The sequence below is a fragment of the Curtobacterium sp. WHRI 8282 genome, from assembly GCF_040223925.2.
Taxonomy (GTDB): Bacteria; Actinomycetota; Actinomycetes; order Actinomycetales; family Microbacteriaceae; genus Curtobacterium; species Curtobacterium flaccumfaciens.
On record NZ_JBEHCD020000004.1, the window covers coordinates 147,379 to 163,061 of the forward strand.

At 71.3% G+C, this 15,683-nt stretch carries 13 protein-coding genes; 10 read left to right on the forward strand and 3 right to left on the reverse strand.

Annotation, left to right across the window (positions count from 1 at the left end):
* Nucleotides 1-76: 76 nt before the first annotated feature.
* From ABRP24_RS14565 to ABRP24_RS14585, 5 genes are all read left to right on the forward strand, one after another.
* Nucleotides 77-976, forward strand: a complete 900-nt coding sequence (locus tag ABRP24_RS14565; protein WP_027466489.1) for an ABC transporter permease — start codon at nt 77-79, stop codon at nt 974-976.
* Between the two features lie 3 nt (nt 977-979).
* Complete coding sequence (locus tag ABRP24_RS14570) at nt 980-2,209, forward strand: ABC transporter ATP-binding protein (protein WP_214520463.1); 1,230 nt, start codon at nt 980-982, stop codon at nt 2,207-2,209.
* Nucleotides 2,210-2,223: 14 nt separating this feature from the next.
* Nucleotides 2,224-3,243: a glycosyltransferase family 2 protein gene (locus ABRP24_RS14575; RefSeq protein ID WP_349848941.1), complete on the forward strand. Its 1,020-nt coding sequence runs from the start codon at nt 2,224-2,226 to the stop codon at nt 3,241-3,243.
* A 74-nt stretch (nt 3,244-3,317) separates the two neighbouring features.
* Nucleotides 3,318-4,469 (forward strand): glycosyltransferase family 1 protein, encoded by a 1,152-nt coding sequence (locus ABRP24_RS14580; protein ID WP_349848943.1) that lies wholly within the window; start codon nt 3,318-3,320, stop codon nt 4,467-4,469.
* Entirely contained in the window at nt 4,466-5,320 is an 855-nt protein-coding gene (locus tag ABRP24_RS14585; protein WP_027466485.1) for a glycosyltransferase family 2 protein, read from the forward strand. Before ABRP24_RS14580 ends, ABRP24_RS14585 begins: the two co-directional genes overlap by 4 nt.
* A gap of 19 nt (nt 5,321-5,339) precedes the next feature.
* Here the strand turns inward: ABRP24_RS14585 and ABRP24_RS14590 are convergent, their stop codons facing one another.
* The 3 genes from ABRP24_RS14590 to ABRP24_RS14600 are packed head-to-tail and all read right to left on the reverse strand — an operon-like array spanning nt 5,340 to nt 8,698.
* Complete coding sequence (locus ABRP24_RS14590) at nt 5,340-7,181, reverse strand: glycosyltransferase (RefSeq protein WP_349848945.1); 1,842 nt, start codon at nt 7,179-7,181, stop codon at nt 5,340-5,342.
* A gap of 22 nt (nt 7,182-7,203) precedes the next feature.
* Entirely contained in the window at nt 7,204-8,067 is an 864-nt protein-coding gene (gene rfbA / locus ABRP24_RS14595; protein ID WP_349848947.1) for a glucose-1-phosphate thymidylyltransferase RfbA, read from the reverse strand.
* A gap of 22 nt (nt 8,068-8,089) precedes the next feature.
* Entirely contained in the window at nt 8,090-8,698 is a 609-nt protein-coding gene (locus ABRP24_RS14600; protein WP_027466482.1) for a dTDP-4-dehydrorhamnose 3,5-epimerase family protein, read from the reverse strand.
* A 131-nt stretch (nt 8,699-8,829) separates the two neighbouring features.
* On the opposite strand from ABRP24_RS14600, the gene ABRP24_RS14605 reads away from it, so the two are divergent.
* From ABRP24_RS14605 to ABRP24_RS14625, 5 genes are all read left to right on the forward strand, one after another.
* Nucleotides 8,830-9,771, forward strand: coding sequence for a glycosyltransferase family 2 protein (locus ABRP24_RS14605; RefSeq protein ID WP_027466481.1), 942 nt, complete (start codon nt 8,830-8,832; stop codon nt 9,769-9,771).
* Entirely contained in the window at nt 9,761-12,676 is a 2,916-nt protein-coding gene (locus ABRP24_RS14610) for a hypothetical protein (protein ID WP_349848950.1), read from the forward strand. The genes ABRP24_RS14605 and ABRP24_RS14610 overlap by 11 nt, the downstream gene beginning before the upstream one ends.
* 142 nt (nt 12,677-12,818) lie before the next feature.
* Nucleotides 12,819-13,805, forward strand: a complete 987-nt coding sequence (gene rfbB / locus ABRP24_RS14615) for a dTDP-glucose 4,6-dehydratase (RefSeq protein ID WP_027466479.1) — start codon at nt 12,819-12,821, stop codon at nt 13,803-13,805.
* 81 nt (nt 13,806-13,886) lie between these two features.
* On the forward strand, nt 13,887-14,738 hold the full coding sequence (rfbD, locus tag ABRP24_RS14620; RefSeq protein ID WP_349848952.1) for a dTDP-4-dehydrorhamnose reductase: 852 nt from the start codon (nt 13,887-13,889) through the stop codon (nt 14,736-14,738).
* Nucleotides 14,735-15,682 carry an NAD-dependent epimerase/dehydratase family protein gene (locus tag ABRP24_RS14625; protein ID WP_349848954.1) on the forward strand — a complete coding sequence of 316 codons (948 nt, stop codon included), beginning with the start codon at nt 14,735-14,737 and terminating at the stop codon, nt 15,680-15,682. The genes rfbD and ABRP24_RS14625 overlap by 4 nt, the downstream gene beginning before the upstream one ends.
* Nucleotide 15,683 lies beyond the last annotated feature (1 nt).

Here is a 15,683-nt window from a genome sequence, read left to right on the forward strand (position 1 = left end):
GCACGGGGCGCGCGGCGTTCCCCCGCGGTGCAATGAGTATGCTGTTCCGGTCCTGCCCCCACGAACGAAGAGACGTATGGTCGACCAAGCCCGCATGACGGCGCTCGCGAACGAGCCCCTCGTCGTGATCGGCGCTCCGACGAGCGCCTTCAAGGGCACCTGGAGAGAACTGCGCGACGTCTTCCGTCAGCGCGAGATGCTCGGGATGCTCATCCGCCGCGACCTGAAGGCGCGGTACAAGGACTCGGCACTCGGGTTCGTGTGGACGCTGGTGCGTCCGCTGACCCAGCTGATGATCTACTACTTCGTGATGGGCAAGATCCTCGGCTCGTCACGGGCGATCGACAACTTCGCGATCTACGTGTTCACGGGCCTGACCGCCTACACGCTGTTCAGCGAGATCGTCGCCGGCTCCACCGGGTCGATCGTCGGCAACAGCGGTCTGATCAAGAAGGTCTACGTGCCGCGCGAGGTCTTCCCCCTCGCGAGCGTGGGCGCCGCCCTGGTCAACTTCCTGATCCAGTTCGCGATCCTCATCGCCGCGACCGTCGTGCTCGGGGTCTTCCCCTGGCACGAGGGGTTGATCTACCTCATCCCGTCGCTCCTGGTGATCCTGGTCTACGGCGCGGCGATCGGCCTCGTGCTGTCCGCGCTCAACGTGTACCTGCGCGACGTGCAGTTCGTGATCGACGTCGGCCTCATGGTGCTGCTCTGGGCGTCGCCGATCGTCTACTCGTACTCGATGGTCGTCGCCGAGCTGAAGGTGCAGTGGCTGCTGGCGGTCTACACGAACAACCCGCTCACCCTGTCGGTGCTGGGTCTGCAGAACGCGATCTGGATCCACCCGACCCCCGTCGACTACCCGCCGCACCTGATGATGCGCCTCGGCATCGCCCTCGTGATCGGGCTCTTCTGCCTGCTCGGGGCGCAGCGGGTGTTCTCCCGGCTGCAGGGCAACTTCGCGCAGGAGCTCTAGACCATGGCCATCAGCACCCCCGTCGCCCCGGCGACCTCCGGCGCCCACACCGACCGCCCGGACGTCATCGTCATCGACCACGTCCGCAAGCGGTTCGTCGTCCGCAAGGACAACACCATCCGCGAGCGGATCGTCACCCTGGGCCGTGCCGGACGGAAGCACCGGCAGGACTTCTGGGCGCTCGACGACGTCACCGTCTCGATCCAGGCCGGCACCACCGTCGGGCTCATCGGGCAGAACGGTTCCGGCAAGTCGACCCTGCTGAAGGCCATCGGCGGGATCATCCAGCCGACGTCCGGCACGGTCGCGCGCCGCGGACGCCTGGCGGCCCTGCTCGAGCTCGGCGCCGGGTTCCACCCGGACCTGTCCGGCCGCGAGAACGTCTTCCTCAACGCGAGCCTGCTCGGCCTGACGCGCAAGGAGACCGAGGAACGCTTCGACGACATCCTCGCGTTCTCCGGCATCGGCGACTTCATCGACACCCAGGTGAAGTTCTACTCATCCGGCATGTACGTGCGACTCGCCTTCGCGGTCGCCGTGCACACCGACCCCGACGTCCTGCTGGTCGACGAGGTGCTGGCCGTCGGTGACGAGGCGTTCCAGCGCAAGTGCCTCGACCGCATCCGCTCGTTCCAGGAGCAGGGCAAGACGATCATCATCGTCACGCACTCCCTCAGCCAGGTGCAGGAGATGTGCGACCGCGTCGTGCTCCTGAACAAGGGCAAGGTCCTGCACGACGGGGACCCGATCGGTGCGGTCAGCCTGTTCCGCGACGTCCTCGAGGAGCGTCGCGCCGGTGAGCTCAGCGCCGACGTGGCGGTCGGCCGCGGCACGGTCGTCGGGGCCTCGGTGCACGCCGACGGCAAGGGCCAGCGCGACGGCGTCACGCCGGGCGACGACCTGCTGGTCGACATGGAGTTCGAGCACCTGGACGGCGTCGAGGACTGGGAGGCCGCGGTCCAGATCAACAACACGGCCGGACAGGTGGTGTACGGCACCACCACCGGCATCATGGGCATCCACCTCGACCCGCTGCACGGCCGCAAGAAGCTCCGCCTCCGGATCGCTGACACGAACTTCGGCACCGGCAAGTACTTCATCAACGTGTCGATGATGGACTCCGCCGGTCGGCACCTGCACGACCTGCCCGAGTGCGACTCGTTCGAGGTGCCGTCGTTCGGCGACGCCGTCGGCAGCGTCTACGCGAAGCCCTCCATCGAGGAGCTGGGCTGACGATCCCCGACGGCGTGACCAGCACCGCGGTCGTCGTCGTCAACTGGAACCGCGCCGACCTGACCACCGCGGCCGTCCGCGCCGTGCTCGCCGAGGGCGCCGCCGACGACGTGATCGTCGTCGACAACGGATCGACCGACGACTCCGTCGCCGTGCTCCGGCGCGATCTTCCGGACGCCGTCGTGATCGCGCGGGACGACAACGGAGGGTTCGCAGCCGGCGCGAACACCGGTATCCGGCACACCGACGCCGACGTCGTCGTGCTCCTGAACAACGACGCGGTGCCCGCGCCCGGCTTCGTCGCGGCGCTCCGCGACCACCTGGCGCAGGCGGGGCCGGAGGTCGCGGCGGTGACGGGCCGCATCGTGCTCGCCGGACGCTGGACGGGCCTCCCGATCGGCGTGACGCCCGCACCCGACCAGCGCGTCCTGCGCGACCACGACGGCCGTCCCTGGACGCCGTCGGCGGACGGCGAGGTGCGGCTCAACTCGACCGGCGTGCGCGTCGACCGCGACGGGAACGGCATGGACCGAGACTGGTTCGCGCCCGTCGACCGGGCCGCGGACGTCGACGTCTTCGGGTTCTCCGGCGGGGCCTCCGCCCTGCGGCGGAGCGCCCTCGACGACGTCGGCCTGCTCGACGAGTCCCTGTTCATGTACTACGAGGACACCGAGCTCGCCTGGCGGCTCCGCCGACGCGGGTGGCGCGTCGAGCACGCCGCCGGCGCGGTCGTGGAACACGACCACTCGGCGTCGTCCGGCGTGCAGAGCGACCTGTTCCTCTTCCGGAACGCGAGGAACCGGATGGTCGTCGCGCTCTGGCACGCACCGTGGCCGACCGTCCTGCGCGCGAGCGCCCGGACCCTCTTCCGCGGCCTGCGCGGGTTGCGCTCCGCATCCACCCGTCGGGAGGCCCGGCTCGTCCTGGCAGCGTTCGCGGACGTCGTCGGGGCACTCCCGTCGCACCTCGCGCGGCGGCTCCGCGAGTCGCGGCGCGCGTCCGTCCCTCGTCGCAGCGTGGACCCGGGCGCATGAGCGCGGAGGGCTATCCTGGTCACTCCCCCGCCGACGGACCCGACCGTCGCGCCCCCGTTCGGAAGGACCCACGCGTGCCGCAGCTCCCCGTCCTCGTCGACGGGACCGCGGTACCGCGCGAACTCGGCGGTGTGGGCCGGTACGTCGAGGGCGTCGTGTCACACCTGACCGACCCGGCGCTCGACGTCCACCTGGTCGTCCGACCCGTGCACGCCGAGCACTTCCGCGCCGTGGCGCCGCACGCCACCGTGCACACCGCGCCGGCGTGGACGGACTCCGTCCCGCTGCGGTTCCTGTGGGAGCAGACCGGCCTGCCGGCACTCGGCCGCAGGATCGGCGCGCGGGTGCTGCACTCCCCGCACTACACGTTCCCGTTCGGCTGGCGCGGCGGCTCCGTCGTCACCCTGCACGACGCCACGTTCTTCTCGAACCCCGAGTGGCACTCCCGCCTGAAGCGCACGTTCTTCACCTGGTGGAGCCGTCGATCGCTGCGCAGCCGCCCGGTCGTCATCGTGCCGAGTGCGGCCACCGCGACCGAGGCCGCACGGGTCGTCAGCGGGATCCGCGCCGACGTCCGGGTCGCACCGCTCGGCGTCGACCGTGCCGTGTTCCACGAGCCGTCGATCGCCGAGGTCGAGGACGCCCGGATCGCGGCGACACTGCCCGAGGGCGCACCCTGGATCGCGTTCCTCGGCACGATCGAGCCCCGCAAGAACATCACGGCCCTGCTCGACGCCTACGCCACCGTTCGGGCGTCGCGAGCGGCCGCCGGTTCGGACACCCCGTGGCTGGTGCTCTCCGGGGCACGCGGATGGGACGAGTCCGCGATCGCACGGCTCGACGTCCTGCAGCCCGACGACCACGTGATCGAGGCCGGCTACCTGCCCCTCGAGGACCTGTCCGGCTACCTCGGTGGGGCGGAGTTCGTCGTCTACCCGTCGCTCGGCGAGGGCTTCGGCCTGCCGGTGGTCGAGGCGATGGCCGCAGGCGCCTGCGTCCTGACCACCCGGCGGTTGTCGCTGCCCGAGGTCGGCGGCGACGCAGCGGTGTACACCGAGCCGTCCGCTGACGCACTGGCCGAGGCGATGGCCGCGCTGCTCGACGATCCCGCACTCGTGGCGTCGCACCGGGCGGCCGCGCTGGCGCGTGCCGACGTCTTCACCTGGCAGGCCACCGCGGGCGTGCACGTCGACGCGTACGCCGCCGTCGCCGGGGGTGCACGGTGATCCGGGTCGCGGTGCTCACGGTCACCTACAACACCGGCGAGACCATCCGACCGTTCCTGGCGAGCGTCGCCGCTGCGTCGTCCGAACCGGTCGCCGTCGTGATCGCGGACAACGGCTCGACCGACATCGACGCACTGCGGGCGATCGGCGAGTCCTACGGCGCCGTCGTGGTGTCCTCCGGGGGCAACCGCGGCTACGGCGGGGGCATCGACGCCGCGCTGAGCGCCCTCGACGACGTGCTGCCCGACGTCCGCCCCGAGTTCCTGCTCGTCACGAACCCCGACGTCGTCCTCGCACCGGGATCGATCGACGAACTCGTGCGCGCCGCCGACCGGCTGCCGACGGGCGGGTCGTTCGGGCCGCGGATCCTGGACGAGCAGGGCGAGACGTACCCGTCCGCGCGCCAGTTGCCGTCGCTCCGGACCGGACTCGGCCACGCGGCGTTCTCGCGGTTCTGGCCCGCAAACCCCTGGAGCCAGCGGTACTGGTCCACGACGCAGGTCGTCGAGCGTGAGGCCGGCTGGCTGTCCGGCGCGTGCTTCCTCATCCGCACCGATCTGTTCCGGCAGCTCGACGGGTTCGACGAGTCGTACTTCATGTACTTCGAGGACGTCGACCTGGGCCAGCGCGTGGGTCGCTCCGGTCGCACGAACGTGTACGTGCCGACCGCCGTGGTCACCCACACCGGGGCGCACTCGACGTCGTCGAACCGTCGCCGGATGGAGATCGAGCACCACCGCAGCGCGTACCGGTTCCTGTCGCGGAAGTACCGGGCGTGGTGGCTGTTGCCCCTCCGTGTCGTGCTGCACGCCGGTCTGTCGCTCCGAGCCCGCTGGGTCACGCGCAAGTAGCGCGAGCCGGCGGCAGGTGTCAGGGGCCGGGGCGCAGACGCCTGCATGCGGCGCGAGCGGCGGCGAGCAGCACCGCGGCCCGGGCGTCGAAGGAGTGCTCCGCCGCGATCCGATCGGCGACCGCAGCACGCTCGGCAGCCGCCGGCCACGCGTGCGTCGGGTCGAGCAGGGCGGCCACGTCGTCCCGCGAACGGGCGACGGCGAGCGTCGGGACGTCGAGCACGTCCCCGAGGCCGGCGACCTCGTCCGTGACGACGACCCCACCGGACGCCAGCACGTCGAAGACCCGGTTCGACACGAAACCGCCCGCCGCCATGTCCGGCCAGTGGTCGTTGAGGACCACGCGGGCGGACGCGTACGCCGTCGCGACCTCGGTCCGTGACAGCGCGACGGCCCCGAGCATCGCGGAGGGCACGACGCCGTCCCACCCCGGGCCGTGCACACGCAGGTCGGTGCCGAGTGCGACCGCGTCGGCGACCACCGGCCGGGCCGCGCCACGGGTCGACCCGACGAACACCACGTGCCCCGCGTCCTGGCCTGCGACCGACCGGGCGGCCGGGTGGAACACCGCCGGGTCGGTCGCCTGCAGCAGTGCCCCGACCGGCACACCGGCACGTGCGGCGGCTTCCGCAGCCCACACCGGACCCGCAGCGAACGCCGCGTCGAACGACCGGAGCTCGGTGTCCGAGACGTCGTCGGGGTGGCTGATCACCCACAGCAAGTTCACCGACGCCGGGTTCGGCGGCACACGGTCCAGCCCGCGGATGACGAGCGTGATGTCGTCCGCGGCGTCGTCGTCCCGGACGTGCGCGTCCCGCCGGTCGACGCGGACCCGCTGGCCGAGGCCCTCGAGCGCGCCCGCGAGCTCGGTGGCGAAGTGCACGTCGCCCCACCCGTCGCCCTCGGGCCCGGCCGGGGCGGCGATCTTGACGGACCAGGACAACCGGTCGTCGTCGGAGCGCGATCGGGGCGCCGGGATGACGGGTCGCGCACCCCACGGGGGCAGCGGGGGTCCGGCTGCGACCGCTCCGTCGCCGTCCGGCGCCCGGTCGCGCCAGACCGAGAACGCATCCACCGTCGCCGCGTCGACCGTCCGTCCGGAATCAGCCGAGCGGGTCAGCGACCACACCGCACGCACGGGTCGGCCGTCGCGGTCGGCGACCGCGCGGGTCCAGCTGGTCAGGGTCATCCGCTCGTCCGGGAGGCACGGTGCCGGCACCAGGGAAGCGCCCGGCACCGAGACGGCCGGCTGGTCCGCTGCGAAGACCGGCACCGCGGCGAGCGGGGAGTCCTGGCGGTCGTCCGCCTGGCTGCGGACCGGACTCGTCGACCCGTCGTCGGACCAGGGAAGTACTCCCGGGCGCAGCAGCCGCACGCCGTCCCGCTGCGAACCGTCGGGCATCCGGATGCGGGCCTGGGCCACGCCGTCGCCGCCGGCCTGTGCGAGGACACGCAGGTCCTGGTCGGTCACCCGGACCGTCGAGTCGAGCGCCAGGAGCACACGCCCGACCCCGGCGGCGACCCCGGCGTTGATCGCCGAACCGATGCCGTCGACCGGCGCCGAGCGGACCCAGGGGATCCCCCGCGCCTGCTCGCCGACCGGCGACGCATCGGCGACGTAGCCGACCGCGCGGACGTCCGCCGAGGGGCCGAACGCCAGACGAGCCGCGGTGACCATCGACGGCAGCGCGTCGTACCGGTCGGACCGGCTCACCAGCAGCACCGTCACCGACACCTCGAGTGCCGGCAGGGCACCGTCCCAGCCGACCACCCGCTCGGGGTGGGCCGGTGTCACCGACGTGGGACGGGCCTCCGGGCCGGAGACCGCCGCGTCAGGCCGACGCCGACGGAAGAGTGCCATGCGAGGACCGGCCGCGCCGACGTCAGACGGCGAGCAGTCGCTGCAGGTAGACGCCGTAGCCGCCCTTGACGAGCGGTGCTGCCAGGTCGGCGAGCTGCGCGTCGTCGATCCAGCCGTTGCGCCAGGCGATCTCCTCGATGCAGCCGATCTTGAAGCCCTGACGGTCCTCGATGACCTTGACGTACTCGGACGCCTGCATCATCGACTCGAACGTGCCGGTGTCGAGCCAGGCCGTCCCGCGGTCGAGGACCTGGACGCCGAGCTCGCCCGCCTCGAGGTAGCGCTCGTTGACGGTCGAGATCTCGAGCTCCCCGCGGGCGCTCGGCTCGATCGTCTTCGCGATCTCGATGACCTTGTTGTCGTAGAAGTACAGGCCGGGGACGGCGTAGTTCGACTTCGGCTCCGTCGGCTTCTCCTCGATGGACACCGCGGTGAAGTCGTCGTCGAACTCCACGACGCCGTACGCCTTCGGGTCGGCCACGTGGTACGCGAAGATGGTGGCGCCGGCGACCTCGGTGTTCTTCCGCAGGTTCGTGCCGAGGCCCGTGCCGTGGAAGATGTTGTCGCCGAGGACGAGCGCGACGCTGTCGTCGCCGATGAAGTCCTCGCCGATGACGAAGGCCTGCGCGAGGCCGTCCGGGCTCGGCTGGACCGCGTACTGGATGTCCATGCCGAGGGACGAACCGTCGCCGAGCAGGGCACGGAACTGGTCGTTGTACTCCGGCGTCGTGATGACGAGGACCTCGCGGATGCCGGCCATCATGAGGGTCGACAGCGGGTAGTAGACCATCGGCTTGTCGTAGATCGGCATGAGCTGCTTGCTGATGCCCTTGGTGATCGGCCAGAGACGGGTGCCGGAACCCCCGGCCAGGATGATGCCCTTCATCGCGCTGTGCTTCCTTCGTTCGTTACTTGGTCGTGCGGAGCGACTCGGTGTACGCCACGCACTCCTCGTAGGTGGGCAGCAGACCCGCGGCGGCGGCTTCCTCGAGCGTCGGCGCGCTGGTGTCCTTCTCGGACAGGACCGGCTCGCCGAGTCCGTCGGGCAGCTCGAGGCCGACCGTCGGGTCGAGGATGGTGATCCCCTTCTCGCGCTCCGGGTCGTAGTGGGCGCTGACGAGGTAGTTCACCGTGGACTGGTCCTCGAGCGCGACGATGGCGTGCCCGAGACCCTCGGACAGGTAGACGGCCCGACGGTCGACGTCGTCGATGCGCACGGAGTCCCACTGCCCGAACGTCGGCGAGCCGACCCGGATGTCGACGATGTAGTCGATGAAGGCGCCGCGCACCGCGGTCACGTACTTGGCCTGGCTCGGCGCGACGAGGGCGTAGTGGATGCCCCTGGCCACACCGGCCGAGGAGATCGACATGTTCACCTGTCGGAGGTCCAGCGGGTGACCGACCGTCTCTTCGAGGACGTCGGCGCGGTACGCCTCGAGGAATGCTCCTCGTGCGTCGCCGTGCTGGACGGGCGTGAACTCCCACGCGCCGGGGATCTTCAGTTCGCGGATCTGCACGGCTGCACCCTACCAAGCCGCCCGCCCCGGGACGCGTCGGCAGGCCGTACCTGCGCCGGTCCGTGGGTTCGCATAGGCTGTCATGGCCTCGCGCACCTGCCGGACCCCATGAAACGAGACACTGCGAACCCGTGAAGCTCTTCATCCAGATCCCCTGCCTCAACGAGGAGAACACCCTCGCCAGCGTCATCGACTCCATCCCGCGGGAGATCGACGGCATCGATGAGATCGAGATCCTGGTGATCAACGACGGCAGCACCGACCGCACCGTCGAGGTCGCCAAGGAGCACGGTGTCAAGCACTTCGTGCACCACACCACGAACATGGGGCTGGCCCGCTCCTTCCGGGACGGCGTCGACTACGCGCTGCTCCACGGCGCGGACATCGTCGTCAACACCGACGGTGACAACCAGTACCCGCAGTCGCAGATCGCCGAACTGGTGCAACCGATCCTCCGGAAAGAGGCCGAGATCGTCATCGGCGACCGGCAGACGCGGACCATCGAGCACTTCTCCGGCTTCAAGAAGCTCATGCAGCGCTTCGGCTCGTGGGTCGCCAGCCGCGCCGCCGGGCTCGACCTGCCCGACGCCGCGAGCGGGTTCCGCGCGTACTCGAAGTACTCGCTCATCCGCCTGAACATCGTCACGCGCTTCAGCTACTGCATGGAGACCATCGTGCAGGCCGGCTACAAGCGCCTGGCCATCGCCTCGGTGCCGATCACGACGAACCCGAAGACCCGCGAGTCGCGGCTGTTCAAGAACATCTGGCAGCACATGTTCCAGTCGGGTTCGGCGATCGCCCGCGTCTACCTGATGTACCGGCCGATGGCGCTGTTCCTCTGGGTGGCGGCGATCCTCGGGGCGCTCGGGGCCTGGCCGCTCGTCCGGTACCTGGTGCTGCTGGCGATGCACACCGGCGGCAACCACCTGCAGTCGATCATCCTCGGCGTCGTCCTGTTGATCACGGCGGTGCTGAGCATCGTGATCGGCGTGGTGGCGGACCTGACCCGCCTGAACCGGACCCTGGCCGAGGAACAGCTCGACCTGCAGAAGCTGCAGCGGTATGGGGACTGAGCGCGGAGCGTCCGTGCTCGACCGGCGGACACGCTTCGCGCTCTGGGTCCGTCGACCCGGCAGCTGGGTGGAGATCGCGGCCTGGGCTGCGCTCGCAGCGTTCGTCGTCTGGACCATCGGACCGGCACTGATCGGACACGGCACCTTCCTGAACACCGGCCTGCTCGGTCGGTACACCCCGTGGGGTTCGCTGTTCCAGTCGACGGCGACGTCGACCAACATCCTGAACAGCGACACGATCGACACCGTCGCGCCGCAGACCTCGCTCCTGACCCGCCTCGCCCACGAGGGCGTCTTCGGCGCGTGGAACCCCTACGTCGCCGGCGGCGCGGAACTCGGCGGCGTGCCCGACTCGGGCGCGTGGTCCCCGCTCGCGCTGCCCTGGTGGATCCTCCCCCTGGCGGCCGCGCCGGGCTGGGTGAAGCTCCTCGAGATCGTCGTCGTCACGGTCGGCATGTCCCTGCTGCTGCGCCGCTGGGGTGTCCCCCGCGCTGGCTGGGCGATCGCCGCCCTCGTCTACTCGTCGTCCGGCTTCATGGTCGCGTGGTCGAACTGGCCGCAGACCCGGGTCGCGGCCTGCATCCCCCTGCTCTTCTGGGCGATCGACCGCGCCGCGGTGGAGCTCCGCGCGCGTGACGTCATCGCCGTGGGCGTGCCGCTCGCGTCGATGCTGCTCGGCGGGTTCCCGGCCATCGTCGGCTACGCCCTCTTCATCGGTGGGCTGTACTTCCTCGTCCGCACGATCGTCGCGCACCGACGGTGGGTCCCCGTGGTCGTGAGCGGGGCGATCGCGGTGGGCGGCATCCTGTTCGGCCTGCTGCTGTCCGCGTGGCAGCTCGTCCCCTTCGCCATCAACGCCACGAGCCTGGTCGACTTCAGCGGCCGTGGGCAGAGCGGCCCGAACGGTCTCGGCACCCCGCCGCTCGTGAGCGCGTGGGTGCCCGACATCTCGTTCGTGCAGAGCACCGGCCCCGCCTGGGGCATCCGCAACCCGGTGGAGGAGTACTCCTACCTGGGGATCGCGGCCGTGGTGCTCGTCGCCGTGGCGGTCCTCATCCGCCCGGCGACGCACACCGCCGCGGCCCTGCCCGACGACGCCACGCCGGCCGTCCGCGCACGGCACGACCTGGCCCGACGTCGCACCCGCGGCGTCGTCGCGATCGTCGCCTCGATGCTGGCGCTCGCGGTGGTCATCGTCTACCTCGGCGGCCCCGTCCTGTCCGCCGTCCGCGAGCTGCCGGTCTTCGACACGAACCCGATCGGTCGCGCTCGCGTCGTCGTGATGTTCCTCGCCGCGGCCATGGCCGGGGTGGGCTTCGGCCGCCTCGTGCAGCCGGAGAACCTCCGCGACGAGCTGGCACGCTTCCGCGCCGCCGGGCCCCTCCGGCGCGCCGGTCGGATCGCGGCCGTCGCCGTCGTGCTGTTCACCGCCGTCGGCGTGGGGATGCAGACCCTGCTCGCGATCCCGCCGATCGCGGAAGAGTACGTGCACCGCACCAAGCTCGAGATCCTGGCGGTCGGCATCCTCGGCGCGGTCACCGTCGTGCTCGTCGTGCTCGTCTGGGTGTTCCGGTCGAGGGTGCTGGCGACCGTCGCCGCCATCGGGGTCGTCGCGCTCGTCGTCGTCCCCGCGGTGACGGCCACGAAGCCCTGGTGGCCGATCGCGCCCACGTCGACGTTCTACCCGACCACCCCCGCCATCGACTACCTGCAGGAACACGTCTCCGCGCAGGACCGCTACGCCGCCACCGGCAGCGCCATGCTCCCGGGGTCGTCCTCCTACTACCGGATCCGCGAGACCACCGGACACGCGTTCCAGACGGGCGAGTGGAAGGACCTCATGCGGGCGGTCGACCCGGACACGTACCCGACGGCCACCTACCTGACGTTCGAACCGAACCTCATGCCGTCGCTCGCCCGGTCGGGGATCCTCGACCGGCTCAGCACGAAGTACCTCGTCGCCGACCCGTCGGGGCCGCTCGCCGGCACCGCCGAGCCGGGTGCAGCGCAGACGAAGTGGTCCGACCTGACCGCGGACAACCCCTCGGTGGACTCGGCCAGCAACACCGGCCCGGTGAACGGCATCACCTTCACCGGTCCGCCGGCCCCGACCCTGACGCCCGGGGGCATGACCCTCGACGTGGCGATCGTCGCCGACGACTCCGGCAAGACGATCACCTCGACGTCGACCCACGTGCCGGGCCTCGGCGGCCCGCGGAACGTGGCACTCCAGGGCTCCACCATCCCGACGTCGACCTCGTGGCACGTCCGGATCACCGTGACCGGGCAGGACAAGCTCGTGCCGATCGGCACCGACGACGCCGGCGACGCCGTGATGAGCATCACCCGTCCGGTCGCCGGCGACGGCGTCCGCGTGGTGCACACCGGCGATGCGACGATCTACGAGCGCGGCAACGCCCTGGACCGCGTGCGCTGGGCCTCCGGCCAGGTGGTGGAACGCACCGGACCGGCGCGCGTCCGGGCACTCGCCGACCAGTCGCTGCCGGACTCGACCGTCGTCCTGAGCGCGCCGTCCGAGCACACGGCCGACCCGGACTCGAGCGCCGAGATCACCCTGCGCGACAGCGACGTGAACAGCACGGTCGCCGAGGTCGACGCCACCGGGAGCGGCTGGGTGGTCGTCTCCGACTCGCTCCAGCGTGCCGGCTGGACGGCGACCGTCGACGGCGAACCGACCGACCTCGTCGCAGCCGACGACGCCGGCGCCGCCGTGTGGGTCCCCGGCGGCGAGCACACGGTGGAGCTGCGGTACGCGGTGCCGGGCGCCCGGACCGGGTACCTGCTGACCGGCGGCAGCATCGTCCTCGCCGTCCTCGCCTGCACCGTCGTCACCCTGCTCGTCCGGCGCCGCCGCAGGCGTGGCGACGACGCGGCAGGGCTGTGACCGGCTGGTATCGTCAACCGATCCACGGTCGGCCGGCGATCCTGAACGGGACGCCGACGACCGACGCACCACCGGACGGCCACCGCCGACCGGAGCACACCGATCCCAGAACCACACCGACTCCGAAAAGGAACCAGACCTCGTGAAGATCCTCGTCACCGGCGGAGCCGGCTTCATCGGCTCGAACTTCGTCCGACGCACCCTGCAGGACGCGTACCCCGGACTCGAAGGCGCCGAGGTCGTCGTCTACGACGCACTGACCTACTCGGGCAACCTCGAGAACCTCGCCCCGGTCTCGGACTCCCCCCGGTACACGTTCGTGCAGGGCGACATCCGCGACGCCGCGAAGCTCGACGAGGTGATCCCCGGCATCGACGCGATCGTGCACTTCGCCGCCGAGTCCCACGTCGACCGGTCGGTCCGCGACTCCGGCATCTTCGTCGAGACGAACGTCGTCGGCACCCAGCGTCTGCTCGACGCGGCGCTCCGCCACGGCACCGAGCGCTTCGTCCACGTGTCCACGGACGAGGTCTACGGCTCCATCAGCGAGGGGTCGTGGGACGAGGAGCGCCCGCTCGAGCCGAACTCGCCGTACTCGGCGTCGAAGGCCGGCAGCGACCTGCTCGCCCGCAGCTACCACCGCACGCACGGGCTGAACCTCTCGATCACCCGCTGCTCGAACAACTACGGGCCCTACCACTTCCCCGAGAAGGTCATCCCGCTCTTCGTCACGAACCTCATCGACGACCTGCACGTCCCGCTCTACGGCGAGGGCAACAACATCCGTGACTGGCTGCACGTCGACGACCACACCCGCGGCATCGCGATGGTCCTGACCCGTGGTCGCGCCGGCGAGATCTACAACATCGGCGGCGGCACCGAGCTGACCAACAAGGAGCTGACGCAGCTGCTCCTGGACGCGACCGGCAAGGACTGGTCGTACGTCGACCGCGTCGCCGACCGACTCGGCCACGACCTGCGCTACTCGGTCGACATCTCGAAGATCAGCAGCGAGCTCGGCTACGAGCCGCAGGTGCCGTTCGAGCAGGGCCTCGCCGACGTCGTGCAGTGGTACCGCGACAACCGCAGCTGGTGGGAGCCGCTCAAGGAACGCGCCGCACTCTCCTGAGCCGCCGCGGCCCAGGAGCACACCGGCGTGCTCCTGGGCCGACCCCTGCTCGACCGCCACCCCCGACACGGAAGCGACACCATGACCCGGTACCTCATCACCGGCGCCGCCGGCATGCTCGGCCACGACCTGCAGCACGCCCTGGCCGGCCGCGACGTCACCGCCCGTTCCCGTGCCGAGCTGGACATCACTGACCCCGCGGCCGTCGACGCCGCGGTCGCCGGGCACGACGTCGTGATCAACTCGGCCGCCTACACGAAGGTGGACGACGCGGAGACCCACGAGGACACCGCGACCGCGGTGAACGCGGACGGGCCGGCGTTGCTCGCCGAGGCCGCGGTGCGGCACGGGGCCAAGCTCGTGACCATCTCGACGGACTACGTCTTCGACGGCAACGGCACCGCTCCCTACGCCGAGGACGCCCCCACGGACCCCCTGAACGCCTACGGCCGGTCCAAGGCCGTCGGTGAAGCCCGCGTCCGCGCGATCGCGCCGGACTCCTCGTACGTCGTCCGGACGGCGTGGATCTACGGCGCACACGGACCCAACTTCGCCGCGACCATGCTCCGGCTCGCGGCGTCCCACGACACCGTGAGCGTGGTCACCGACCAGGTCGGGCAGCCCACCTGGACCGGAGACCTGGCCGCACGCATCGTCGAGCTCCTCGACGCCGAGGCCCCCGCCGGCATCTACCACGGCACGAACAGCGGCCAGGGCTCGTGGTACGACTTCACCCGGGCGATCTTCTCCGAGAACGGTCTCGACCCGGAGCGCGTCCTGCCGACCGACAGCGGTGCCTTCGTCCGTCCGGCACCCCGCCCGGCGTACAGCGTGCTCGGCCACGACGCCTGGTCGCGCGCGGGCCTCGCCCCGATGCGCGACTGGCGCGAGGCGTTGCACGCGGCGACCGAGGCCGGGATCTTCCGCGCATGACCCAGCCGTCCACCCTGGTGGTCGGCGCCGGCGGGTTCCTCGGCGGTGCCGTGCACCGGTCACTCGTCGGTTCGGGCGCAGCGACCACCGCCGCCCGCGTGCCGTGGGACGACCAGGACGCCGCCGTCGAGGCACTCGTCGACGCCTTCCGCTCGGTGCGGTCGCAGCCCGGCCGCTGGCGTGTGCTGTGGTGCGCGGGCACGGGGGTCGTCGCCACCGGAGCCGACGTCTTCGACGAGGAGCAGCGTCTGATCGCCCGGGTCCTCGACGCGACCCGGGACGACCCGTCCGGAGACGGCACGCTCTTCTTCGCGTCGTCGGCCGGAGCGGTCTACGCCGGCAGCGTCGAACCGCCCTTCGACGAGGGCACCGAACCGCTCCCGCTGGCTCCCTACGGCCACGCGAAGCTCGCCGCCGAGGCCCAGTTCCGGACGTGGGCCGCCGAGACCGGCACGCGCCTGGTGGTGGGGCGGATCTCGAACCTCTACGGCCCGGGCGCGAACCTCGGCAAGCCGCAGGGGCTCGTCTCGCAGCTCACCCTCGCCCACCTCGAAGGCCGGCCGTCGTCGATCTACGTGCCGATGTCGACCACCCGCGACTACCTGTACATCGACGACGCCGTCGACATGGTGCTCCGGACCATCGACCTCGTCGAGCAGGGTCCCCCTGCGGCCGCGGTCACGAAGATCCTGGCCTCCGGTCAGCCGGCGACGATCGCCGACGTCATCGACGCGGTCGAGCAGGCGATCGGCAGCCGCCTGGACATCCGCGAGGGCGCCGACCCCTCGGCCACGTTCCAGGGACTCGACCTCCGCATGCGGTCCGAGGTGCTGCCGCAGGTCGGCGACCGCACCTTCGTCCCGTTCCCCCAGGGGGTCGCGACGACCGTCGAAGCCATCCGCGCCCGTCGCGCACCCATCGGGGCCAAACCCGCCGAGCAGTAGG

What these genes read in the sequence shown, in the direction of transcription:
- ABRP24_RS14565 (WP_027466489.1), top strand. Translation starts at nt 77, where the DNA reads ATGGTCGACCAAGCCCGCATGACGGCGCTCGCGAACGAGCCCCTCGTC.
- ABRP24_RS14570 (WP_214520463.1), top strand. Translation starts at nt 980, where the DNA reads ATGGCCATCAGCACCCCCGTCGCCCCGGCGACCTCCGGCGCCCACACC.
- ABRP24_RS14590 (WP_349848945.1), bottom strand. Translation starts at nt 7,181, where the DNA reads ATGGCACTCTTCCGTCGGCGTCGGCCTGACGCGGCGGTCTCCGGCCCG.
- rfbA (WP_349848947.1), bottom strand. Translation starts at nt 8,067, where the DNA reads ATGAAGGGCATCATCCTGGCCGGGGGTTCCGGCACCCGTCTCTGGCCG.
- ABRP24_RS14610 (WP_349848950.1), top strand. Translation starts at nt 9,761, where the DNA reads ATGGGGACTGAGCGCGGAGCGTCCGTGCTCGACCGGCGGACACGCTTC.
- rfbD (WP_349848952.1), top strand. Translation starts at nt 13,887, where the DNA reads ATGACCCGGTACCTCATCACCGGCGCCGCCGGCATGCTCGGCCACGAC.
- ABRP24_RS14625 (WP_349848954.1), top strand. Translation starts at nt 14,735, where the DNA reads ATGACCCAGCCGTCCACCCTGGTGGTCGGCGCCGGCGGGTTCCTCGGC.